Origin of the sequence: Adlercreutzia rubneri (genome assembly GCF_009755265.1) — a bacterium.
Classification (GTDB): Bacteria; Actinomycetota; Coriobacteriia; order Coriobacteriales; family Eggerthellaceae; genus Adlercreutzia; species Adlercreutzia rubneri.
Map to the genome: position 1 here is coordinate 1 of NZ_WPOO01000011.1, position 21,026 is coordinate 21,026.

Below are 21,026 nucleotides of genomic sequence, written 5' to 3' on the forward strand. Positions count from 1 at the left end.
TAGGAGTCTGGGCCGTATCTCAGTCCCAATGTGGCCGGTCGACCTCTCAGTCCGGCTACCCATCGCGGGCACGGTGGGCCGTTACCCCGCCGTCTACCTAATGGGCCGCGACCCCATCCCGCGCCGTCAGGGCTTTCCCGGGGAGGCCATGGGGCCTCCCCGGAGCATCCGGTATTAGCCGCCGTTTCCAGCGGTTGTCCCGGAGCGCGGGGCAGGTTGGTCACGTGTTACTCACCCGTTCGCCACTCTATACACGGCCGAAGCCGTCTTAATCGTTCGACTTGCATGTGTTAAGCACGCCGCCAGCGTTCATCCTGAGCCAGGATCAAACTCTCCGTTCGAAGGCGGCGTCTCCGCCGCCGACAGATCATGTGAGTGTGATTCTGTTTTTAAAACTCTCCGTCGGGGCCTTAGGGCCCCTGACAGGGAAAAAGTTAAGCTTGCTCTCTCGAATGTCCGTCTGACATCCGAGAAGACGTTTGTTCCGTCTCTCGAATTCCATCCTCAGTATCCGGTTGTCAAGGTTCCGCGGGAGGCTTCCCGCCCCGCCGCCCTCGCGAGCGACGCAAGGAAATACTTTACAGGGACTCGCATCCCCCGTCAAGCGGTTCACGAAATCTCGACAACTTCGCTCTCCCGCCCGACGGGCCGCCCGGACCGCCGGGGGCGCCGGGGGCGCCGCCTTCCGCACTTCCGAAAAAGGCAGCTCGCATATGATACAGCTCCCGGGATTTCGCGCAAGGGGGAATTTGAAAAATCTTTCATCCGCACGAATGGCCCCTGAGACGGCCGAAATTCCGTCGCAATACGTTATGCGTCGCCTCGTTTAATTGCCATGACGGCCGTGACCATATCCCTTACCGGCCCCTTGGCCATGTCCGTGGCCCTCGTAGGAATCGCCCTCCTGGCCGCTGTGGCATGCGTCGATGCGATCACGCAGCTGACGCATAGTCATAGAAGCACACTCCTCGAGCGTGTATGAGGGATCGAGGCTCATCAGCTCTTGGGCAGCCTGATAGCGACCAACGCCCAAACCCGCCGCAGCTGCCGCATCGCGAGTGGCGCTATCGGCACGGCGACAAGCATGTTCACAGGATGCAGAGGACAGCGCCTCGTCGCTTTGAGCAACAAGGCTCTCCCCCAAGCGATTGTTCTCAGAAACCACGTTGACGTCAATAAACGCATCTTTCTCAGCATAAGAGCCGAATGCGTCACTCGACAGCAGCGCGCCGATGACGTCGCCGTAAGGGCGATTCAGCATATCAACAGCGCCGAGCACGACAGCGCCATCATCATTGAGCGCTTCGGCTTCAATCACGATACCGAACGTATTAACCGTAAGCTCAAGAGAGGGATTCACCTCAATGTCCACGAAAGCAGACGGCGCACGATACACGCCATAGGCACCGACGAGGGCCAGCGCGAGCAAAAGGCATGCGGCCCAAGCAGTGACGACACGCACTCGCGGGCGACGCCGCAGGGAGGCGCGATGCACCTCAACAGAAGGAGCATCCGGCCGCCTCTTCCGCTCTTCCTCGAGAAGGGCCAGCGTGCGTCCGCGGAGCGCCTCGGAAGCATGCTGAGCATCGTAGGCCTCACGGATACGCTGCTCAAGATCGGTCATGAGAGGGCCTCCTTCAGCGTCTTTTTGCCGCGGGCAATCCAGGAATACACGGTATTCACGGGGACGTCGAGCATCGAGGCGATCTCCGGAGCCGTGTAGCCCTCGTACAGGGCAAGATACACGGGAGTGCGGGGAGGGTCATCGAGGTCGCTCATGGCATCGAGCACTTCTTTCACACGCGAATCGGGCTGAGCCTCCTCATCGCGGGACGCGAGCGATTCGAATGAGGTCTCATCAAGCGGCACATTCTTACTCGCAGCCGCCCGCCGCATATCGCGGCACGTGTTCGAAGCAACGCGAATCAACCACGCCTTGCGATGTTCCTCTTCACGAAACTGAACATCATCTGCGAGTGCGTATTTTAGAAATGAATTCTGGAACGCGTCCTCGGCATCCGCATGGCGACAAAGCGCCGTAAGGCAAACGCGCCACACGGTATCGCCATGACGCGCCATAGTCTCTTCTATGTCAGGGGCAGATCTCACGCACTCGCAGGGTTTGTTTAGCGAGCGCAGCCGTGGCCGCCGCCATGGTGACGGCCATGGCCATGACCCTGGCCGTTCCCGCTGCCGTAGTTGTCGCAGACGCCATCACCGTCGGCATCCACGTAGCCCGGGCAGTTCGCTCCAGCACCGGCGCAGTTGTCGCATATGCCGTCGCCGTCGGCATCCACATACCCAGAGCACGCGCCGTCTTGGTAGTTGTCGCAGACGCCATCGCCGTCGGCATCAGTGTAGCCGGGGCACGCACCATTCTCATGCCGGTCGCACGCACCGTTGGCATTGCGGTCGGCGTAATTCGGACACGTCGCCGCAGCCGAACGGGAGCCGATCGCCATCGGCGACGACGGGGAAAGGGCGGCGAAAGCCACCGCCGGCACGCAAAGCGCCAACGCGAGCACCACGACAACAACGAAGGTAGACTTCTTCATAATTCAGGTTCCTCCTTGAGTTTTCTTCCGTCTCTGCAAGTAACACGATTCAGCCACGCGAATCCTTGCAACTTTTTTCATTTCTGGAAAAAACTCCTCTAAGCGGAAAACGCCGCTGGCACTCAGCCGGCAAACCTCAGCACACTTACGCCGGCCTCAAAAGCTACTCGAAGCGCACGAACTTCTTCTTCCCCACCTGCACCTCGGCGCCGGCGAGAACCTCGGGAGCCACATTGTAGGCTTTGGGGGCAAGCGCCTCGCCGTTGACCTTCACGCCGCCGCCGTCGATAAGGCGACGCGCCTCGGAGGCGGTGCCAGCCACGCCGGCATCTACCAGAATCTTCGCCACATATACCAGGCCGTTCTCATCCGGCGTCAGATCGGGCGCGAAGATGGGGGCGTCGGCCGGGAAGCCGTGCTCCTTGAACTTGAGGTCGAAGTCGGCCTCGGCGGCCTCGGCGGCCACGTCGTCGTAGTAGGCGGCCACGATGTTGCGGGCGAGCGCGCGCTTTACCTTGTTGGGATGCAGCTCGTCAGCAGCCAGCCCTGCCTCGATACGGTCGATTTCGTCCACAGCCTCGGTGGAGGCGAGGCGGTAGTACTTCACCATGAGCTCGTCGGGAATGGACATGACCTTACCGAACATGTCGGCCGCCTCGTCAGTGAGCCCGATGTAGTTGCCGTAGCTCTTCGACATCTTCTTCACGCCATCGGTGCCCTCGAGCAAGGGCAGCGTGAGGCAGACCTGGGGCTCCATGCCCATCTTCTCCATGAGCTCGCGACCGGCGAGCAGGTTGAACAGCTGGTCGGTGCCGCCGAGCTCCACATCGGCCTTGATGACCACGGAGTCGTAGGCCTGCATGACCGGGTAGAGGAACTCGTGCAAGCTGATGGACTGGCCCGACGTGTAACGGTTGTGGAAGTCGTCGCGCTCCAAGATGCGGGCCACCGTGAAGTTCGCGAGAAGCTTCAGCAGCGACTCCATGTTCAAATCGAGAATCCACTCGGAGTTGTAGCGCAGCACGGTCTTCTCGGGATCGAGGATCTTGAACGCCTGGTCAACGTAGGTCTGCGCGTTCTCCTGGATCTTTTCGCGCGAGAGCTGCGGGCGCGTGGTGTTGCGCCCGGACGGGTCGCCGATGAGCGCCGTGCCGTCGCCGATGATGAGCGTCACTTGATGCCCCAGATCCTGGAACTGGCGCAGCTTGCGCAGGGGCACCGCATGGCCCAGATGGATATCGGGGGCCGTCGGGTCGACGCCGAGCTTCACGTTCAGCGGCACGCCGCGCTTGAGCTTCTCCAGGAGCGCCGATTCGGGCACGATCTGCGCCGTACCGGATTTGATAATGTGCAGTTGTTCCTCAGGAGTAAGCATGATGCCTCCGCTTTTCTTTAATATCGCGATACCTTTATACAAGTGCTGGAAATTCTAGCACAGCCGCTACGAGACGCCGCGGTAGAGGTGGCCGGAGGTGGTGTTGGGCATCTTCGCGATGGCGTTGCCGTCGTTTTGGGCCACGTGCAGGGCGCGAATGGCGCGCCCCACGGCGTGGGCCGTCTCCTCGGCGTTCATGAGGGTGGCGTCCACCATATAGGAGGAGATGCCGGCCGCGAGCAACTCGGGCATCGACGAGGCGATATCCAGTTCCACCGCGTTGTAGAGGTGGCTGCGGCCCATGGCGTCGGTGACGACCGGGAACTCGTAGCCCTTGCGATCCTTCAGCACATGGGGGCTCTTGCGACGCGGGCATTCGGCGCAGTTCTCGTCGCACGGGCCCTGGCTCATGAGCATGCAGTGCTCGGTGACCATGAGCTCCTGGGCGCCGATGAGCAGCACGCCCAGTTCCACCGGGGCATCTTTGGCAACCTCTTCGATTTGCCGCAGCGTGAGCTCCGGCGAGAGCCACACGCGCGCGGCACCGAACTCGCTGGCGACGGCCAGGGAGAGCTGGTTGGTAATGGGCACATGGGAGCCGACATCGAGCAGCGCCCCCTCTTCGGAAGCCCGTTCCATAGCACCGAGGCTTTCGGCCAGAAGCGGCTTGCCCTCGGCAGCATACTTCCACACGTCGGCATCGACGACCGCTTCGCGCGCGCCGCCAACGGCCTCGTGATCGGCCACAGGCATGATGGGAATGCAGCCCTTGGGGTAGCCGGCCTGCTCGGCAGCGGCGTTCTTCTGGCCGGCGATAACCGCCTCGCCGCGCCGGTAGTTCAGAGCCGGCACATAGATGATGTGCGCGCCGGCGCGCTTGGCGGCGCGAGCGCAAGCGGGGTTCGTGACCGTGACGGCCACGCGGCAGCCGGTGGGACGCGCTGCGGGCAGAGGCTCGCGCGGAGTAGTGCGGGGCAGGGTGCGCCCGTGGCCCTCGGCGGTAAGCGCCTCGGTGAGGACGTCCAGCGCCGCCGCGCGCACGCCATGCAGGGCCGAGAAGCCGATGCCGACGCCGTCGTCCATATCGATGGTGAGGTTCACCAGCTGGTAGGGCGTGTTGCCAAGGCGGTCGATGTGGGCGGCGACGTCGTCGAAGGAGACGGCGCGGGTGCGAGCCGCCTCTACGGGCGCGCCTTCGGCGACACCGGAAACCCCATCGGGGAAGGCAGCTTGCAGGCGACGGGCAACGGCGAGGGTGGTGCGGGGAGCGCCTTCGATATCGGCCTCGGCTGCGGGGTGGAACTCCATGCGAAGAGGCTCGCCGATGTGGAGGGTGGCGGTGCCGACGAGGGGCACGCGGGGCTCACGGGCGTCGTCTTCGAAGGCGGCCTCGGCACTGCGGACGCGGAAAACGCGGTCGCCGGCCTTCACCGTGCGCGTCTTGCCTTCCAGCGGCAAATGGTAGCGGCCCTTCTTGTCGGTGCGCACCGGCCCCAGCGTCAGCGTGCCGTTGCCCTTGCGCGTCCAGAACTCCAGGACGTCGCCTTCTGTCAGAGCATGGGCGCTCTTCAAATAGGCGGCGCCATCGCGCACCTCGTCGACGCGGCCGAGGAACAGGCCGCGGTTGTTGGGACGCTGGTAACTCATGATATCGTTGCCGCGCTTGCCGTCCAGATAAGCCGTGGTGAAACCGCGGGAGAAGGCATCGGTGAGGCGGTCGCGATCGGCATCGGTGATAGCCGCGTTCTCCTTCGCCAAAGCAGCATCGAGAGCTTTACGATAGACGGAGGTCACGGCGAAGACGTACTCGGGCGACTTCATGCGGCCCTCGATTTTAAGCGACGCCACGCCGGCGGCCACGAGGTCGTCCACGCGATCCACCGTGCACAGATCCTGGGGCGAAAGCAAGTGATCGCCCGGCGAGGGAAGGCTCTTCTGCAGAGCCTTGTTCTGCAGCTCATAGGGAAGCCGGCACGCTTGAGCGCACATCCCCCGGTTGGCCGAGCGGCCGCCGATCATGGAGGACATGAAGCACTGGCCCGAGTAGCACACGCACAATGCGCCGTGGGCGAACACCTCCACTTCCATCCCCTCTTCGGCCGCCGCCGCGCACAGAAGGGCGATCTCGTCCAGCGACACCTCACGGGCGAGCGTAATGCGCTCGGCCCCTAAGCGGGCCGCCGCGCGCACGCCGGCGAGGTTGTGGGTGTTCATCTGCGTGGAAAGGTGCAGCGACGCTTCGGGGAGCGTGCGGGAGATCTCCGCAGCCAGGCCGATGTCCTGTACGATGAAGCCGTCGGCTCCGGCGCGGTAAGCCTGGCGCACGCATTCCAAGGCCTCCCCTACCTCGTCGGGCAGGATGATGGTGTTCATGGTGACGTAGACGGAAACCCCGCGCAGATGCGCGAAGTCGCAGGCCTCCCGCAGCGTCTCCAGGGTGAAGTTGTCGGCCCCGCGCCGCGCATTGAAGGTCTCAAACCCCAGATACACCGCATCGGCCCCGCCAGCCACCGCCGCATGCAGCGCCGCCATATTGCCGGCCGGCGCCAGCAGTTCTACTTGATTAGTCTTCATTCAGCTTCAAAGCCTCTTCGTCGGCGGCCTTCAGTTTGTCGATGCCCTCGTTGTAGGCGTCTTGGATTTCCTTCACGCGCCCGTCGTAGGCGCTGAAGTCGAAGGGCGCCTCCTCGGTTGCGCTGCTGATCTCCGTGTACAAATCGATGTAGCTGTTCAGGGCATCCTTCAGCTTGTTGCAGCCGTCGACGTAGTTCGTCTGCAGGTCTTTCATGGCGTCCGGCGTATCGATGGCCGCCAGAGCGTCAATGGCCTCGAAGGCGCTGTTGGCCTTGTTGCGCATATTGACGACGCTCTCCTGAGCCACCGCCTCGTCGAATTCGCCGAGGCGCGTGTTCAGCTCCTCCACCGCCTGGTTGACCTTGGTCATGTAGGTGCGATTGGCCTGCTGCTGGTCGGTGGCTCCAGTGGCCGGCGACTGGCAACCGGCAAGAGCGCCGAGGGCCAAAGCCGCGCCAAGGGCCACAGCCAAAACCCGCGCGATGGTACGTTTCCTCATGATTTCTCCCGTCTTCGGTACCTTGAGGCACCGGTTGCTTGCTCAGGGCAGCCTCGTCGAGCGAGGCTTTGGTTTCTCATTCGCTATGATAGCAGTCCGCACCCCCGGGCCCGTACCGCCGTCACGGTATCGCAACAATTATGTCGCGGCTACGCTGCTTTAGGCACCCTCGCCGCCACCGTCGTCCGGGGCTGGGTCGGGCGTCGGCTCCGGCGTCGGCTCCGGCGTTGGCTCGGGCTCCGGGGTAGGCTCCGGCGTCGGTGTCGGTGTCGGCTCGGCGTTGCCGCCGCCCTCGTTGCCCTCTCCGCCTTCGTTGCCGCCGTTCTCGTCGCCGTCGCCCTCGGGCGTCTCCTCATCATCCTGCTTCGTGGTCACCTCGGTGTCGTCTTTCTTTTTCTTGGAAGAGTAGTAGCCGCCGATATGGTTGTCCTCGTCGCGGTAATCCTTCTTGTACTCGGGCTTATCTGCCTCGAAGAACTTCACCGTCTGCGTCGGGGAGATCATCTTGTCGATGAAATCGCCGAAGACGCTGGCCGCCGTCGTAGTCGTCGCCTGGGCCTCGGAATAGTCGGAGCGGTCACCCAGCCAGATGGCCACGGCGTACTGCGGGGTCACACCGCAGAACCAGCTGTCCTTCTTGTCGTCGGTGGTACCGGTCTTGCCTCCGGCCTCCTGGCCGTTATCGGGACGAGCCGCCTTGCCAGTGCCGTTGTCGATGACCACTTCCATGCAGTCGAGCGCCGCCCGAGCCACTTCGCGAGAGAACACCCGCTCGCCCGTGGGGTCGGTGTTGTCCACGATAACGTTGCCGTTCTTGTCCTCGATGGAGATGATGCACTCCGGATCGTAGTGGACGCCGCCGTTGGCCACCGTGGCATAGGCGTCAGCCATTTCGAGCGGCGTGACCGAACCGATGCCCAGGGTAAGGCCCGCCACCGCCGGCAAATCGGAGGTGATACCCATGGCGTGGGCCATCTCGATCACCTTATCGACGCCCACGGAGAGAAGCAAGCGAATAAACGCCGTGTTCGACGACACGCCGAAAGCGCTCTTGATGGTGCGCGTGCCGTAATCGGCCTTATCGTTGTTGTAGACAGGCTCGCCGCCCTCCAAATCAACCTTGTAGCCAGCATCGATGAGCGTTTCCGGGTCGATGCCCTCGTTGATAGCCGCCAAAAGCGTGAACAGCTTGAACGACGATCCGGCCTGACGGCCCGCGCCGCCCTCGCCCGTGGCCATGTTCACCTGGGAGCTCTCGTAATCGCGACCGCCCACCAGCGCGTCGATGTAGCCGTTCTCGGGGTTCACAACGGCCATGGCCACCTCGAAGGGATCGCCGGCCTCCTCTTCCTTTTCGGCCGCAGCCTCTTCGGCGGCGGTCTGGGCCTCGATATCCAGCGTCGTGATCACCTTCAACCCGCCCTTGAACAGCTCGGAGGTGGAATAGGCGTACTTGCCCTCGGGGTTGGTCAGCTGGTTGCGCACGTAGCTCGTGAAGTAGGGGTAGGCCAGAATGCCCGTCATGGAGGGCTCGGAGGGGTTCAGCTCGATGGGCTCGGCCTTCACCGCGTCGGCCTCCTCCGCCGTGATAACCCCGTTGGACACCATGCGGTCGAGCACGGTGTTGCGGCGCTTCAGGCAGTTGTCCGGATAATCGATGGGGTTATTGTAGGTGGGCGACTGGGGAATGCCCACGAGCGTGGCCGCCTCGTTCAACGTGAGGTCCTTCGCGTCCTTGGAGAAGTAGCGCTCGGCGGCGGCCTCGATACCGTAGGCACCGGAACCGTAGTTGATAGTGTTCAGGTACATGAGCAGGATCTCGTCTTTGGAGTACTGCTCTTCCAGCTTCTGGGAAATGTACATCTCGCGGATCTTGCGCTTGAAGGAGATGTCGCGCATCTCGTCGGAAAGAATCGTGTTGCGCACGAACTGCTGAGTGATGGTGGAGGCGCCCTCCAGCTCGCCGCCCATGAGGTTGTTCACGAGCGCGCGGGCCACACCGAGGTAATCGACGCCGGAGTGGGTGTAGAAGCGCTCGTCCTCGGTGGCGACGGTGCCCTTCAGCACGTACTCGCTAATCTGGTCGAGAGCCACCGGGTCGCGATTCTCCAGCTGGAACTCGGCGAGCAGCGTCGTGCCGTCCGATGCGTAAACCATGGTTGGCTGCGCCGTGTTGTAAGCGTCGGCGTTCTGGTAGTCGGGCAGATCCTCCAGCCAGGAGTTGCACAGCGTCACCACGCCGAACACGCCCGCCGCGAGAAAGGCGACGAACACGCCCAGCACCGACAAAACGATGACCTTCTTATTCTTTACTTTCGTGCCCTTACGGCCCTTCATTGCGCGAGAACCCACGAATTAACCTCCATCAGTTATAGGTCTGGCCATTTTACCAATGAGTTATGGAGGGTTCATAAGATGGAGCCGCCACCAGGAAATGCACAGAGGACGAGGGGCTTCCCATTCTGCCCTTATCGATGCCGATACAAGTCATCCAGCGTTACCGAAAATTCGTCGCCAGACGCCTTCATCTTTCGCAAGGTGGCCGTCGAAAGAGGGTTCTTCGAGAACAAGTAGAAGAATTCGATGCGGTAGCCCTTGACGAGATCGGCGCGGTGGTGCAGCTTCTCCAGCACTTCCGTCTCGTCGAACGAGTTGCGCCACTTGCACTCCCCTATTAAGGCCGTTTTGCTGGCGCGGTCTGCGGCCACGACATCGACGTCATCCTGCTGGCGAAGCGCCGGATCGGTTCCCCACCATTGCCCGAATGACGAGGCCCGTATCGGAAGGCGTCCCGCCAGGGACTCTTCGAGAAGCCATTGGGAGCACACGCGTTCAAACCGATGACCGAGGTAGGTTCCGAGTACTTCGTCGGAAAGCCCCTCAGCGACAATACGACCGGCACCTCCCTCGATGTCTCCAACTGCCGGCATGACAAAGGTATACCAAAAGTCGTAGCAGGCATCGGCGAAACGGTAGAGTCCTTTGCGCGAAGTTTGAGGGTTCTCTCCAAAAGGGACGACGCGCTCGATGATGTCAAGGCGTTCTAGAGTTGCCAAGTACTTCGACACCGCCGTCGCCTCAAGTCCCGCGCGAGCAGCAATCTCGCCGCGCCGCGTTGCCCCCGAGCCTATGGCGCGAAGAATCGAGTTGTACACAGCCGGTTCGCGCAACTCCTGTCGCAACAGCATAAGAGGCTCTTCATAGAGCAATCCGTCAGTCGAAAAAAACAGATCGGCGATGTTGTCGAGGAACGGCCGACTTTCATCAATCTGCGCCAGATAATAGGGCACCCCGCCCACGCAGGCGTAGTACCGAAAAGCGTCTTCTGCGCTTACCGTTGGAACCATGCGCGCTGACGTTAAATAGTCGAAGGGCCGCACACGAATCTGCGCCGTGCGGCGGCCGTGCAAGGGGCTCTTTTTGCCCAGCACCTCGCTCTCCATGAATCCCTGATCACTTCCGCATAGCGCAAGACACGCCTTCGTTTGAGCGAAATGATGGTCTATGGCGATTTGCATTTTCGAAACCAGCGACGGATTAGCCTCGGCAGCATAGGGAAACTCGTCGAATACGAAAAGGAACGGTTCTCGCCGAGCCTGCTCCGCGAGAAACTGCAGAGCACCATCCCAACCGTCGAACCTTGTTCCCGGCGGCAGCGAGAAAAACTGCGCAATCTCGACACTGAAATCAGCCAGGTTATCCGCGTCAGTCTGCTGCTGAGCCGTGAAGAAAAGCGTCGGCTTGTCCTGGGCGAAATGAGTTAGCAGGGTCGTCTTGCCCACACGACGTCGTCCATACACCACCACCATCTGGAAGACATCAGCATCATAGGCCCGCTCAAGCGTCTCCAACTCGTTTTCACGTCCGACGAACAACGGCACTCCTTACAGCAAAATAAGATACTCACGATTATTATAATCACGAGTATCTTATTTGCAACTAGCTATTCGCGTCTTCGTTCGTAGACAAGTCTCTTTCGCCGGAGCGCTTTCACCAGACATACGAGGTAACGGGCTCCACGACAAATCTCTGGCAAACGTTAGCCAACGGAATCCCTGTACATTTCGCTCCACGAGTCGTCATACAGACGATACAACTTGCTCCAGTTGTCGTCATAGGCACGATATTGATCGGTCCACGAGTCATCGTAAGCACGATACATGTCAGTCCATGTATCTGAAACAACTTTGTATTCCTCCGTCTCATAACCAGAGTTGATGGCCCCATCATACTGCTCGTACGAGTCTTTGAGCAGTCGGTCCCACGCCTCGTAATAGTCTTTCATGGCATCGTCCCACACCCCATAGCCATCCTCCATGGCTCTTGACCAAGTCTTATAATCGTCCAGCCCTTTTTCTCGGACAAGAGCATAATAGTCCGTCATACCAGCAAGGATTGACTCATACAGAGCTTCCGAACGCTGCAAAGCAAAATCGTAAGCATCTTGAACTTGGCTCGAATTGTCTGCATACCCCTGGTAAGTGTCACCAACCGCAGTATTAATCTCGCTGAACCTGCTTTCGAGATCGGACGAGGCTGCTTCTGTCTCGCTTTTAATCGCGCTCAGCTTAGCGTCAAGCTCATTATCTCCGGTAATAACCTCGACCTCTTCTGCCGGCAACTCAGCAGCAGAAGATTTTTCTTCCCCCTCGTCATCGCTAACGCTCTCAGCGTCTTGAGCACTTTCAGTAGATTTTTGCGCATCTGTCTGTGCAGACTCCGGGGTCGATGGAGAATCGTACGCACCTCCTGTCACCTGAGCGCAGCCCGCACACCCCAGCAAGGCCAAAGCGAAAACCACAGCGAAAGCCAATCTTGTTGCAACGGCCTTCTTCGAATCATCTTTGCCAAACACGCGATCGTCCTTTCCGTCGTTGCGTCTCGAAAGCTAGATGACGGCCAACTCGACACGTAAGCCACATCCTCTTTGACTCACTGCGAGCGAACGCGCGAAAGAGGAGAGCATCCACCGCAGTCACCACAACCGCAAGGACTTCAGAACGGGCAAACCGCACGAAAACCTTGAATGGCAGATGCTCTCCTGCCCTGGTTTTCGATGCAGCTGTACCGCAGCTCTGAAGTTGTATGCAAGCATGTCACTTGCGGTTGTGGTGGCTCGATTATAGCAAAGCCCAAATCGAAAGACAGCATAGAGAAAGCTGCGGCGCAAGCGGAGTCGCTTGTGCCGCAGCGGGATACAGCAGAATTCTCGATTTACCAAACTACGCTTAAACGCGCTTTGGCAATAAACTAAGCTCCAAAACCGACGAGTTGCGCCTTGGCGGCCGCCAGCTGCACGCGCACCGCTTCGGGGGCCGTGCCGCCGAAGGTGGTGCGGGCGGCGACGATGGCGGGCAGGTTCAGGCATTCCACGATATCGGATTCGAAAAGATCGCTCTCCGCCTTGAAATCGTCCAGCGTGAGGTCTTCCAAATCGCAGCCGCGCTGCTCGCAGGTGAGCACCAGATGCCCCACGATCTCGTGGGCCCGACGGAAGGGCAGGCCCTTCTTGGCCAGGTAGTCGGCCACATCCGTCGCGGCCAGATATCCCTTCTTCGCCTGGGTGGCCATGGCGTCGGCGTTCACCGTCATGGTGGCGATCATGCCGGCAGCGCATACGTAGCAGTCCTCCAGGGTGTCGGCGGCGTCCATGGCGCCCTCCTTGTCCTCCTGAAGATCCTTGTTGTAGGCGAGCGGCAGCGACTTCAGCGTCATCATGAGGGCCACCAGATCGCCCACGACCCGGCCCGACTTGCCGCGGATGAGCTCCGCGAAATCGGGGTTCTTCTTCTGGGGCATGATGGAGGAGCCGGTGGAGTAGGCGTCCGACAGCGTGATGAAGCCGAACTCCGCCGACGACCACAGCACGATCTCCTCGCACAAACGCGACAGGTGCAAACACGACACGCTACAGGCGTAGATGAGGTCGAGCAGAAAGTCGCGGTCGGACACAGCATCGAGCGAGTTCGGGATGGGATGGTCGAAGCCGAGCGCCTCTGCGGTGGCGAAGCGGTCGAGCGGGTAGGTGGTTCCGGCCAACGCGGCAGCTCCCAAGGGGCACGCGTCAGCGGCATTGCGGGCGGCGGCGAGACGATCGTAGTCGCGGGCGAGCATCTGCACGTAGGCGAGCATATGGTGCGAGAACAGCACCGGCTGGGCATGCTGCAGGTGCGTGTAGCCCGGCAGGATGACGTCGAAGTTCGCTTCGGCCTGGGCGATGAGCGCCTCGCGCAGGGCGACGTTGGCGGCCATGAGCTCGCCGGCGCGACGCTTGGCGTACAGGCGCGTGTCCGTGGCCACCTGGTCGTTGCGCGAGCGGCCCGTGTGCAGCCGAGCCCCGGCATCCCCCACGCGGCGGGTCAGCTCCGCCTCGATGGCCATGTGGATGTCCTCGCTTTCCATCACGTCGAACGTGAGCGCGCCGGAGGTGATGTCGGCCAGAATGCCCTGGAGCCCTTCTGCAATGGCTTCGGCATCGGCGGTCGCGATGATGCCCTGGGCGGCCAGCATGTTAGCATGGGCGATAGAGCCGGCGATGTCCTCGACGTAGAGTCGCTGATCCACGGGCAGCGACGCCCCGAAGCGCTGGGTAAAGGCATCGGCGCCTTCGGTGAATCTTCCAGACCACAGTGCCATAGTGTCTCCTCGGTAAATCGGTAAGCCAGGCGGGCGCCCCTCAAGACCGCCCGCTCCCCTCGTTGTCGTGCTCGTTGAGCGTCCCTAGGCCGTGACGGCGTCGGCGCCTTCCAGAATCTCCTCGGCTTCCTCCACCACGGCGCTCATCTTGCCGTAAGCGGTGTTCGCGAGGTTCACGTCGTCGTAGGAGGGCATGCGCGCGCCCGTGGCGAGCCGGTTTTTCGCCCACACCTTGCAGGACAGGCCGTGGATGTCGATGAAGCCCTTGGCGGCCTGATGGTCGAAAGCGTCGTCGGCATCGTAGGTGGCCAGGCCGAAATCATACAGCGAGTAGGTGCTCTTGCGTCCCACCACGGTGCAGGAACCCTTGAAGAACTTCAGCTTCACCGTGCCGGACACGCATTGCTGGGTGTGGGCGAGGAAGGCGTCGAAGGCCTCCTTCAGCGGCGAGAACCACAGGCCGTTGTACACCTGCTCGGCCCAGGTCTGCTCGATGGCGAGTTTGTGGTGCAGCACGCCCCGCTCCAGGCACAGATCCTCCAGGGCCTTGTGAGCCTGGATGAGGGCCAGACCGCCCGGCACCTCGTAGCACTCGCGGCTCTTCACGCCCACGAGCCGGTTCTCCACCATATCGATGCGGCCGTAGCCGTTGGTGCCGGCGATATCGTTCATGGCGTAGATGATGTCGAGGAAGCTCATCGGAGTGCCGTCAAGCGCACAGGGAACGCCCTGATCGAACTCGATTTCCACATAGGTGGGCTCGTCGGGCGCGCAGGCCGGATCGCACGTCATCGTCCAAATATCCGCCGGCGGCTCGCACCAGGGATCCTCCAGCACGCCGCACTCGATGGCCCGGCCCCACAGGTTGTCGTCGATGGAGTAGGGCTTGTCGGTGGTGGCCTTAACCGGCACGCCGTGGGCCGCCGCCCATTCGATCTCGTCGGCCCGGCAGCCGAGATCCCAGTTGCGCACCGGGGCGATGATGGTGAGCGCCGGATCCAGCATGAGCACCGAGGACTCGAAGCGCACCTGGTCGTTGCCCTTGCCCGTGCAGCCATGGGCCACGTACTTGGCGCCGAACTGATGGGCCACCGCCACGAGGTGCTTGGCGATGAGCGGCCGCGAGAGCGCGCTCACGAGTGGGTACTTGTTCTCGTACATGGCGTTGGCGGCCATGGCGCAGGCGAGGTACTCGTTGGCGAAGGTCTCCCGCATGTCGATGACCGCGCAGCCGATGGCACCGGTGGCGAGCGCCTTGGCCTTGATGGCCTCGAGGCCCTCGTGCTCCTGGCCGAGGTCGCCCACGACGGCGATGACGTCGAGATCGTATTCCTCTTGCAGCCATTTGATGCACACGGAGGTGTCGAGGCCGCCGGAGTAGGCGAGCACGCACCGTTCCTTCTCGCCGGGGGCCGGCTTGGCGGAGATCTGCGGGGCGTCGTGAAGGGATGAGTTCGTCGTAGTCATGGGAGTTGCCTTTCGTGTCGGGAGCTGCTTTTGGGTTTCCTTATGGGGTGCCCGGCTCGCTTTGCGATGGAAAGGCGTGGCGTGAAGTCGCGTCTGGGACGATGCGCAGGGTTCCTGCGCGATGGTGCTTGAGGTTTCGAAGAGGAACTTCGGGAGGCCACGGCCTTTGGCGGACCCGGGCGGGGCCGCGCGGCGGTGCGCTGAGCGCGCGAAAAGATCTGCTACGCGCGTCGGCGTCGCAGAGAAGAGGTACGTCGGCGTCGGTCGACGTAAGCCGTGGCGAGGAACTGGGGGCACGGGGCAGCAGCAGCGATTCCGCTGTGCTTGGAAGCTATGAGAGCTGCTGCCTGCATCGTGACAATTCCTTTCAAGTACGCGCAGCCGTCCGAGTTATGGGGCCCTGGCGCCTTGCGCCGTAAGCCCTCGGCTGTGCGGTTGACGGCATTATGCCCTAATTTATGAGTCGTCAACCCCGAATTTCAAAATTTTTGCGGAAACGGCGCAATTTAATTGTGCACTGTGCTGTGCAGTTGCACAAAAATTTGCTTATTCTACCTGGGAAATTGTGCGCTTATATACAAGAGCGACCCAAGCTTTTTGTGCAAGGGTCGCTCGATGATGGCTCGATGTGATGGCGTTTTACAGCAACTGCTCCAGCTTCTGAACCAGCACGTCCACGTCGGCTTCCGTGCAGATGAGCGGGGGCAGGAAACGCAGCGTATGGGGGCCGGTGGCGTTCAGGACGAGGCCCGCTTCCAGGCCGGCGGCCACCACATCGGGAGCCGACGGCGCCTCATGGGTGAGGTCGATACCGTTCATAAGGCCGAAGCCGCGCACCTCCTGCACGTGGGGCAGTCGGGCCAGCCGCTCGCGCATGTAGGCGCCGACCGACTCGATCTGCGCCCCCATACCTGGGGCGAGCAGCGTGGACAGCGTCACGTGGGCCGCGGCCATGGCGATGTTCGAGCCGCCGAAGGTGGTGCCGTGATCGCCCGGCGCGAACGCCGCCGCGATGGAGCTTTTGGCCGCGCAGGCGCCGGCCACCACACCAGAGGCGATGCCCTTGGCCATGGTGACGATGTCGGGCAGCACCCCGAAGTTCTGGAACCCGTAGGGCAGCCCCGTGCGGAAGATGCCACTCTGCACCTCGTCGCAGATCATGAGCGCACCGTGCTCTTCGGTGAGGCGGCGGATGGCGCCGACGAACTCCTCGGTGCAGGGATGTACGCCGCTCTCGCCCTGGATGCACTCGATCATGACGGCGCAGATGCGGTCGCCCTGGGTCTCGAACAGGCGCTCGAGCGCTTCCACGTCGTTGATGGGCGTGGCCGTGAACCCGGCCGGCAGCGGCTGGAAAGCCTCCTGCTTGGCCGGCTGGGCCGTGGCCGCAAGCGTCGCCAAGGTGCGGCCGTGAAAGCTCTTGGCCAGCGTGACGATGAGGCGCGGGGCCAGCTCGGCATCTTTGCCGGCGGCTTCCGTGCGGCGACGGGCGTACAGGCGCGCCAGCTTGATGGCGCACTCGTTGGCCTCGGCGCCGGAGTTCGCGAAGAAGGTCTTCCACGTCTCGGGGCTCGGCTCATCGACGTAGGCGTTCAGCATGTTCGACAGCAGCTGGGCCACTTCCCCGCGGTGCTCGATGTAGTAGTAGTTGCTCACGTGGATGAGCTTGGCCGCCTGATCGCTCACGGCCTGCACGATGGAGGGGTGGCAGTGGCCGAGGCTGCAGACACCGATGCCGGAGAGGAAATCGAGGTACTCGTTGCCGGCATCGTCGATGAGCGTCATGCCGTGGCCTTCGACGAATTCCACGGGCTTGCGGGCGAAGGTGCCCATCACGTATTCGGATTCCAAAGCCATTTCGCGGGCGAGAGTCATGGGATGCTCCTAACGGTTTTCGATGAGCTTGGCGGCGAATTTGCTGACAGGGGAGACGTTCAGGAACTGGGCCGAGGCGAGGCCTCCCACCATGGTGCCCATGCCGGAGTCGGTGAGCAGCTCCAGCAGCAACGCGTGGGGCACCGTGCCGTTGATGATATGGGCGGCGCTAACGCCGGAATCCAGCGCGCGCACGCAGCTGGAAAGCTTCGGGATCATGCCCGAGGAGAGTTTGTCGCCGCGCACCATGGCCTCGGCCTCGCCGAGGGTCATCTCGGCGATGAGGGAGTCGGGGTCGGGGTAGTTCTCGTAGAGGCCGTCCACATCGGTGAGGAAGATGATCTTGTGGGCGCCGATAGCCGCAGCAATGTAGCCGGCCGCCACGTCGGCGTTCACGTTGTAACAACCGCCGTCCTCGCCGATGGCGATGGAGGCAATGATGGGGATGTAATCGTCGGCCACCAAGTCCTCGATGAGCTGGGTGTTGATGCGGGTGATCTTGCCCACGCGCCCCAACTCCGGTCGGGCCTGCTCGGCCACGATGATGCCGGCGTCGGTTCCCGAGACGCCCACGCCCATGTTGCCGTGGGCGTTCATGGCCTCCACCAGATGCTGGTTCACTTCCCCGGTGAGCACCATGCGCACGAGATCCATGGCGTCGTCGGTGGTGACGCGCTGGCCGTCGATGAATTCCACGGGCAAGTTGAAGTTGGAGAAGGCGCGGTTGATGGCCTTGCCGCCGCCGTGGACGAGCACCGGGTTCACACCCAAGATCTTCAAAAGCACGATATCGGCCATGACTTCGGCGGCCAGCTGGGGGTTTTCCATGGCCGAGCCGCCGTACTTGATGACGATGGTCTTGCCCGTCACCTGCTTGAGCCATGGCATGGCCTCGTAGAGGATCTCGCCGGTGCGTACGGGTACGCCCTCAGCGCGAGCTTCGTTAGCGTATTTCATGAGCGGTAATCTCCATTGATCGTCACGTACTCGTGCGAGAAGTCGCAGGTCCACATCGTGGCCGACTCCTCCCCCGCGTGCAGATCCACCTCGATGGTCACTTCGGGTTCTTCGAAGCGACGCAGGGCCTCTTCTTCGTCGAAATCGACCACCAGGCCGGCACGGCACACAGGCAGGCCCAGTATATCGATATCCACGTCCTCCTGGTTGAAACGAGCACCGGACCGTCCGAGGGCGGCGGCAACACGGCCCCAGTTGGCATCGTGCCCGTAGACGGCGGTCTTCACGAGTGGCGAATTCGCCACCGTACGGGCAGCCGCATCGGCGTCGTCAGCCGTAACGGCCCCGCGCACGGTAACGGTGATGAGGCGCGTGGCCCCCTCGCCGTCGGCGGCCATCTTGCGGGCGAGCGTCGTCGCAAGCTGATCGAGAGCGCGCTGGAAGGCATCGAAGGCCGGCGTCCCGGGCGTGAAAGCGGGGCCGTCGGGCGCGGCAGCGCCGGAAGCCAGGGCGAAGCAGGTGTCGTTGGTGGAGGTATCGGAGTCCACCGTCACCTTGTTGAAGCTCTTGTTCACCGCCGCCGTGAGGGCCTGGGACAGATCGGGCGCGGCGAGAGGCGCGTCGGTGGTGATGACGGCGATCATGGTAGCCATATTCGGCATGATCATACCGGCGCCCTTGCACATGCCTCCCACCGTGAAGGTGACGCCCGGATATCCGATGCCGTCGCCGGAGAAGCTGACCGAGCCGTGTTTGGGACAGGTGTCCGTGGTCATGATGGCGCGGGCCGCCGTTGCGCCTTGGGATGTGCGGCCGGCGAGATCGTCGGCCACTTTCGCCATGGCCGCAAGCGCTGCTGGCACACCCTCCGCGAAGGGCTCAAGGCGCAGGTGCTGGCCGATAACGCCCGTGGAGGCCACGAGCACCTCGTCGGCCGGACAGCCCACGGCCTCGCCGACGAGCTCGGCGGTCTTACGGGCGTTTTCCAAACCGATCTCACCCGTGGCGGCGTTCGCGATGCCGGAGTTGACGACAACCGCCCGCGCGCATCCGTAGGCGGGAGCTCCCGCGCCCCCCTCGTTCAGGTGCTCGCGGGACACGCGCACGGGCGCCGCGCAGAACACATTGGTCGTGAAGGTGGCCGCCGCCGCACAGGGCTCGTCGGCCACGACGAGCGCCATGTCGAGACGCTCAGGATCGGCCCTAAAGCCCGCGTGTACGCCCACGGCGAAAAAGCCGAGCGCGCTGGCCGCGTTGCCCTCGGGATCGAAAGCGAAAGTGTCGTTCTCGGTCATAGGTCCTCTCTTTCCCACGGGACGGCGCCGAGGCGGCCCTCATCCCCTTCCACTGCTATACGGGGTTGGCGATCTCTTCCAAACCGCAAGTCTCGGGCAGGCCGAACACGATGTTGGCGCACTGCACGCCCTGACCGGCCGCGCCCTTCCCCAGGTTGTCGATGGCACCGGTGGCCACAATCATGCCGGCAGGGTGCACCGCCACGCCCACTTGGGCGCGACAGGTTCCCGCCACCGACGCCGTGCGCGGCTGCACGCCGGCGTCCATGACGGACACGAGCGGGCTTGCCGCATAGAAGTCGCGATACAACTCCACAAGCTCCTCGGTGGTAGGGGCGGCGCCCGGGGCCAGCGGCAACGTCACCGTGGACAGCAACCCGCGGTTGAGCGGAGCCAGATGCGGCGTGAACACGAGCCGGCCCTCGAGCCCCAGGATCTGCTCAATCTCGGGGGTGTGGCGATGGGTGCCCACGCCGTAAGCCTCCAGGTTCTCGTTGGCGAAGCAGTAATGGGTGCGCTCCGTGGCCTTCTTGCCCGCGCCGGTCACGCCCGAGACGGCATCGGCCACCACGGGGGCAGCAGCGTCCACGAGGCCCGCACGGATGGCGGGCGCAGCGGCAAGGGAAGTGGCCGTCGGGTAGCAGCCGGCGCAGCCCACGAGCACGGCCTCGCCGGCAGCGCGGCGCTCGGCCGCGGCGGCCAACTCATCGCCGGTCAGCTCGGGCAGTCCGAAGGCGGCCTGGGCCAAAAGGTCGGTGGCGGTGTGGGGCGCGTACCATTTCTCGTAGATAGCAGGATCCTTCAGGCGGAAGTCGGCCGACAGATCGACGACCGTGACACCGGCGGCGATAAGGTTGGGCGCCATGCCCATGGCCGCCTTATGGGGCACTGCCAAAAACACCACGTCGAAGGCAGAGAAATCAGTATCCTCGTGGGTGGAGAACGCGAGATCGGTTACCCCGGTGAAGGCGGGATAGGCCTTCGCAATGGGCGTTCCCGCCAGCGCGTCGGAAGTCGCCGCCGCCAAGTCGAACTCGGGGTGGCGCGACAGCAGGCGCACCAGCTCGATGCCGGCGAAACCGGCCGCTCCCACAACTCCCGCTCGATAGCCCATAGAAACTTCCTTCCTCTCTGCCCGTTTATATATTCGGCTCTTTCTTGAGCATGCGCACAAAGATGAGCGTTTTCATTACTGTTTTCATCATACCCCCACTGGGGCCATCCCAAAGGCAAAAAGCTCCGTTTATGACAACTTGGAGCAGGTTGCGCCCCTTCCCTGCCCCGCACGCCCCCTTCCGCTAAACTTAGGCGCACATCTTTTGGAAAGGAGCTCCCATGAGCAACAAAGGCAAGAAGGTCAAGGTGCACTACACCGGCACGCTGGACGACGGCACCAAGTTCGATTCGTCCGTGGATCGCGGCGAGCCCATCGAGTTTGTCTGCATGGCCGGCCAGATGATCCCCGGCTTCGACGCCGCCGTGGAGGACATGGCCATCGGCGAGAAGAAGACCGTGCACATCCCGGCCGCCGAGGCCTATGGCGAGCGCGATGACGCCATGGTGCAGAAGTTGCCCGTGGATCAGATTCCCAACGCCGACCAGCTGCCCGTCGGGCAGACCGTCTACATGATGGGCCCGGGCGGCCAGCCCTTCCCCGTGTTCGTGCAGTCCATCGAAGACGGCATTGTCACCTTCGACATGAATCACGAGTTGGCGGGCAAGGACTTGAACTTCGACATCGAACTTGTCGAGGTTGAGGACTAACCCCGGTTGTCCGGTCGGGAGTTGGCGGA

At 62.6% G+C, this 21,026-nt stretch carries 16 protein-coding genes and 1 rRNA gene; 1 reads left to right on the forward strand and 16 read right to left on the reverse strand.

What is annotated here, in order from left to right; all coding sequences use genetic code 11:
* From GO707_RS07190 to argC, 16 genes are all read right to left on the reverse strand, one after another.
* Positions 1-341: ribosomal RNA gene (locus GO707_RS07190) — 16S ribosomal RNA — on the reverse strand; the annotation flags it as partial.
* A 485-nt stretch (positions 342-826) separates the two neighbouring features.
* The gene (locus GO707_RS07195; protein ID WP_157012656.1) at positions 827-1,624 is read right to left on the reverse strand and encodes an anti-sigma-I factor RsgI family protein; all 798 of its coding nucleotides are present in this window, start codon (positions 1,622-1,624) and stop codon (positions 827-829) included.
* Complete coding sequence (locus GO707_RS07200) at positions 1,621-2,079, reverse strand: RNA polymerase sigma factor (protein WP_022738980.1); 459 nt, start codon at positions 2,077-2,079, stop codon at positions 1,621-1,623. Before GO707_RS07200 ends, GO707_RS07195 begins: the two co-directional genes overlap by 4 nt.
* A 47-nt stretch (positions 2,080-2,126) precedes the next feature.
* Positions 2,127-2,555, reverse strand: coding sequence for a hypothetical protein (locus tag GO707_RS07205; RefSeq protein ID WP_022738977.1), 429 nt, complete (start codon positions 2,553-2,555; stop codon positions 2,127-2,129).
* 163 nt (positions 2,556-2,718) lie between these two features.
* Positions 2,719-3,930, reverse strand: coding sequence for a tyrosine--tRNA ligase (gene tyrS, locus GO707_RS07210; RefSeq protein ID WP_022738973.1), 1,212 nt, complete (start codon positions 3,928-3,930; stop codon positions 2,719-2,721).
* A 66-nt stretch (positions 3,931-3,996) separates the two neighbouring features.
* Positions 3,997-6,504: a U32 family peptidase gene (locus tag GO707_RS07215; protein ID WP_114538827.1), complete on the reverse strand. Its 2,508-nt coding sequence runs from the start codon at positions 6,502-6,504 to the stop codon at positions 3,997-3,999.
* Positions 6,494-7,003 (reverse strand): bacterioferritin-associated ferredoxin, encoded by a 510-nt coding sequence (locus GO707_RS07220; RefSeq protein ID WP_147270606.1) that lies wholly within the window; start codon positions 7,001-7,003, stop codon positions 6,494-6,496. The genes GO707_RS07215 and GO707_RS07220 overlap by 11 nt, the downstream gene beginning before the upstream one ends.
* A gap of 159 nt (positions 7,004-7,162) precedes the next feature.
* On the reverse strand, positions 7,163-9,355 hold the full coding sequence (locus tag GO707_RS07225) for a transglycosylase domain-containing protein (RefSeq protein ID WP_147272666.1): 2,193 nt from the start codon (positions 9,353-9,355) through the stop codon (positions 7,163-7,165).
* Positions 9,356-9,471: 116 nt separating this feature from the next.
* A complete protein-coding gene (locus GO707_RS07230; protein WP_157012657.1) occupies positions 9,472-10,878 on the reverse strand; it encodes an ATP-binding protein in 1,407 nt (468 codons plus the stop codon).
* 164 nt (positions 10,879-11,042) lie between these two features.
* Positions 11,043-11,858: a hypothetical protein gene (locus tag GO707_RS07235; protein WP_114538823.1), complete on the reverse strand. Its 816-nt coding sequence runs from the start codon at positions 11,856-11,858 to the stop codon at positions 11,043-11,045.
* 395 nt (positions 11,859-12,253) lie between these two features.
* Positions 12,254-13,639, reverse strand: a complete 1,386-nt coding sequence (argH, locus tag GO707_RS07240) for an argininosuccinate lyase (RefSeq protein WP_157012658.1) — start codon at positions 13,637-13,639, stop codon at positions 12,254-12,256.
* Between the two features lie 84 nt (positions 13,640-13,723).
* Positions 13,724-15,106, reverse strand: a complete 1,383-nt coding sequence (locus GO707_RS07245; protein ID WP_022738953.1) for an argininosuccinate synthase — start codon at positions 15,104-15,106, stop codon at positions 13,724-13,726.
* A 639-nt stretch (positions 15,107-15,745) separates the two neighbouring features.
* The gene (locus GO707_RS07250) at positions 15,746-16,981 is read right to left on the reverse strand and encodes an aminotransferase class III-fold pyridoxal phosphate-dependent enzyme (protein WP_022738949.1); all 1,236 of its coding nucleotides are present in this window, start codon (positions 16,979-16,981) and stop codon (positions 15,746-15,748) included.
* Positions 16,982-16,990: 9 nt separating this feature from the next.
* Positions 16,991-17,938, reverse strand: coding sequence for an acetylglutamate kinase (argB, locus tag GO707_RS07255; RefSeq protein ID WP_157012659.1), 948 nt, complete (start codon positions 17,936-17,938; stop codon positions 16,991-16,993).
* Positions 17,935-19,233, reverse strand: coding sequence for a bifunctional glutamate N-acetyltransferase/amino-acid acetyltransferase ArgJ (gene argJ, locus GO707_RS07260; protein ID WP_157012660.1), 1,299 nt, complete (start codon positions 19,231-19,233; stop codon positions 17,935-17,937). The genes argB and argJ overlap by 4 nt, the downstream gene beginning before the upstream one ends.
* A 55-nt stretch (positions 19,234-19,288) precedes the next feature.
* On the reverse strand, positions 19,289-20,347 hold the full coding sequence (argC, locus tag GO707_RS07265) for an N-acetyl-gamma-glutamyl-phosphate reductase (protein WP_157012661.1): 1,059 nt from the start codon (positions 20,345-20,347) through the stop codon (positions 19,289-19,291).
* Positions 20,348-20,568: 221 nt separating this feature from the next.
* On the opposite strand from argC, the gene GO707_RS07270 reads away from it, so the two are divergent.
* On the forward strand, positions 20,569-20,997 hold the full coding sequence (locus GO707_RS07270; protein WP_157012662.1) for an FKBP-type peptidyl-prolyl cis-trans isomerase: 429 nt from the start codon (positions 20,569-20,571) through the stop codon (positions 20,995-20,997).
* Positions 20,998-21,026 lie beyond the last annotated feature (29 nt).

Bases quoted from the DNA above. Each gene is read 5' to 3' on its own strand.
- GO707_RS07195 (WP_157012656.1), bottom strand. From the start codon at position 1,624: ATGACCGATCTTGAGCAGCGTATCCGTGAGGCCTACGATGCTCAGCAT.
- GO707_RS07200 (WP_022738980.1), bottom strand. From the start codon at position 2,079: ATGGCGCGTCATGGCGATACCGTGTGGCGCGTTTGCCTTACGGCGCTT.
- GO707_RS07205 (WP_022738977.1), bottom strand. From the start codon at position 2,555: ATGAAGAAGTCTACCTTCGTTGTTGTCGTGGTGCTCGCGTTGGCGCTT.
- tyrS (WP_022738973.1), bottom strand. From the start codon at position 3,930: ATGCTTACTCCTGAGGAACAACTGCACATTATCAAATCCGGTACGGCG.
- GO707_RS07215 (WP_114538827.1), bottom strand. From the start codon at position 6,504: ATGAAGACTAATCAAGTAGAACTGCTGGCGCCGGCCGGCAATATGGCG.
- GO707_RS07220 (WP_147270606.1), bottom strand. From the start codon at position 7,003: ATGAGGAAACGTACCATCGCGCGGGTTTTGGCTGTGGCCCTTGGCGCG.
- argH (WP_157012658.1), bottom strand. From the start codon at position 13,639: ATGGCACTGTGGTCTGGAAGATTCACCGAAGGCGCCGATGCCTTTACC.
- GO707_RS07245 (WP_022738953.1), bottom strand. From the start codon at position 15,106: ATGACTACGACGAACTCATCCCTTCACGACGCCCCGCAGATCTCCGCC.
- GO707_RS07250 (WP_022738949.1), bottom strand. From the start codon at position 16,981: ATGACTCTCGCCCGCGAAATGGCTTTGGAATCCGAATACGTGATGGGC.
- argB (WP_157012659.1), bottom strand. From the start codon at position 17,938: ATGAAATACGCTAACGAAGCTCGCGCTGAGGGCGTACCCGTACGCACC.
- argJ (WP_157012660.1), bottom strand. From the start codon at position 19,233: ATGACCGAGAACGACACTTTCGCTTTCGATCCCGAGGGCAACGCGGCC.
- argC (WP_157012661.1), bottom strand. From the start codon at position 20,347: ATGGGCTATCGAGCGGGAGTTGTGGGAGCGGCCGGTTTCGCCGGCATC.
- GO707_RS07270 (WP_157012662.1), top strand. From the start codon at position 20,569: ATGAGCAACAAAGGCAAGAAGGTCAAGGTGCACTACACCGGCACGCTG.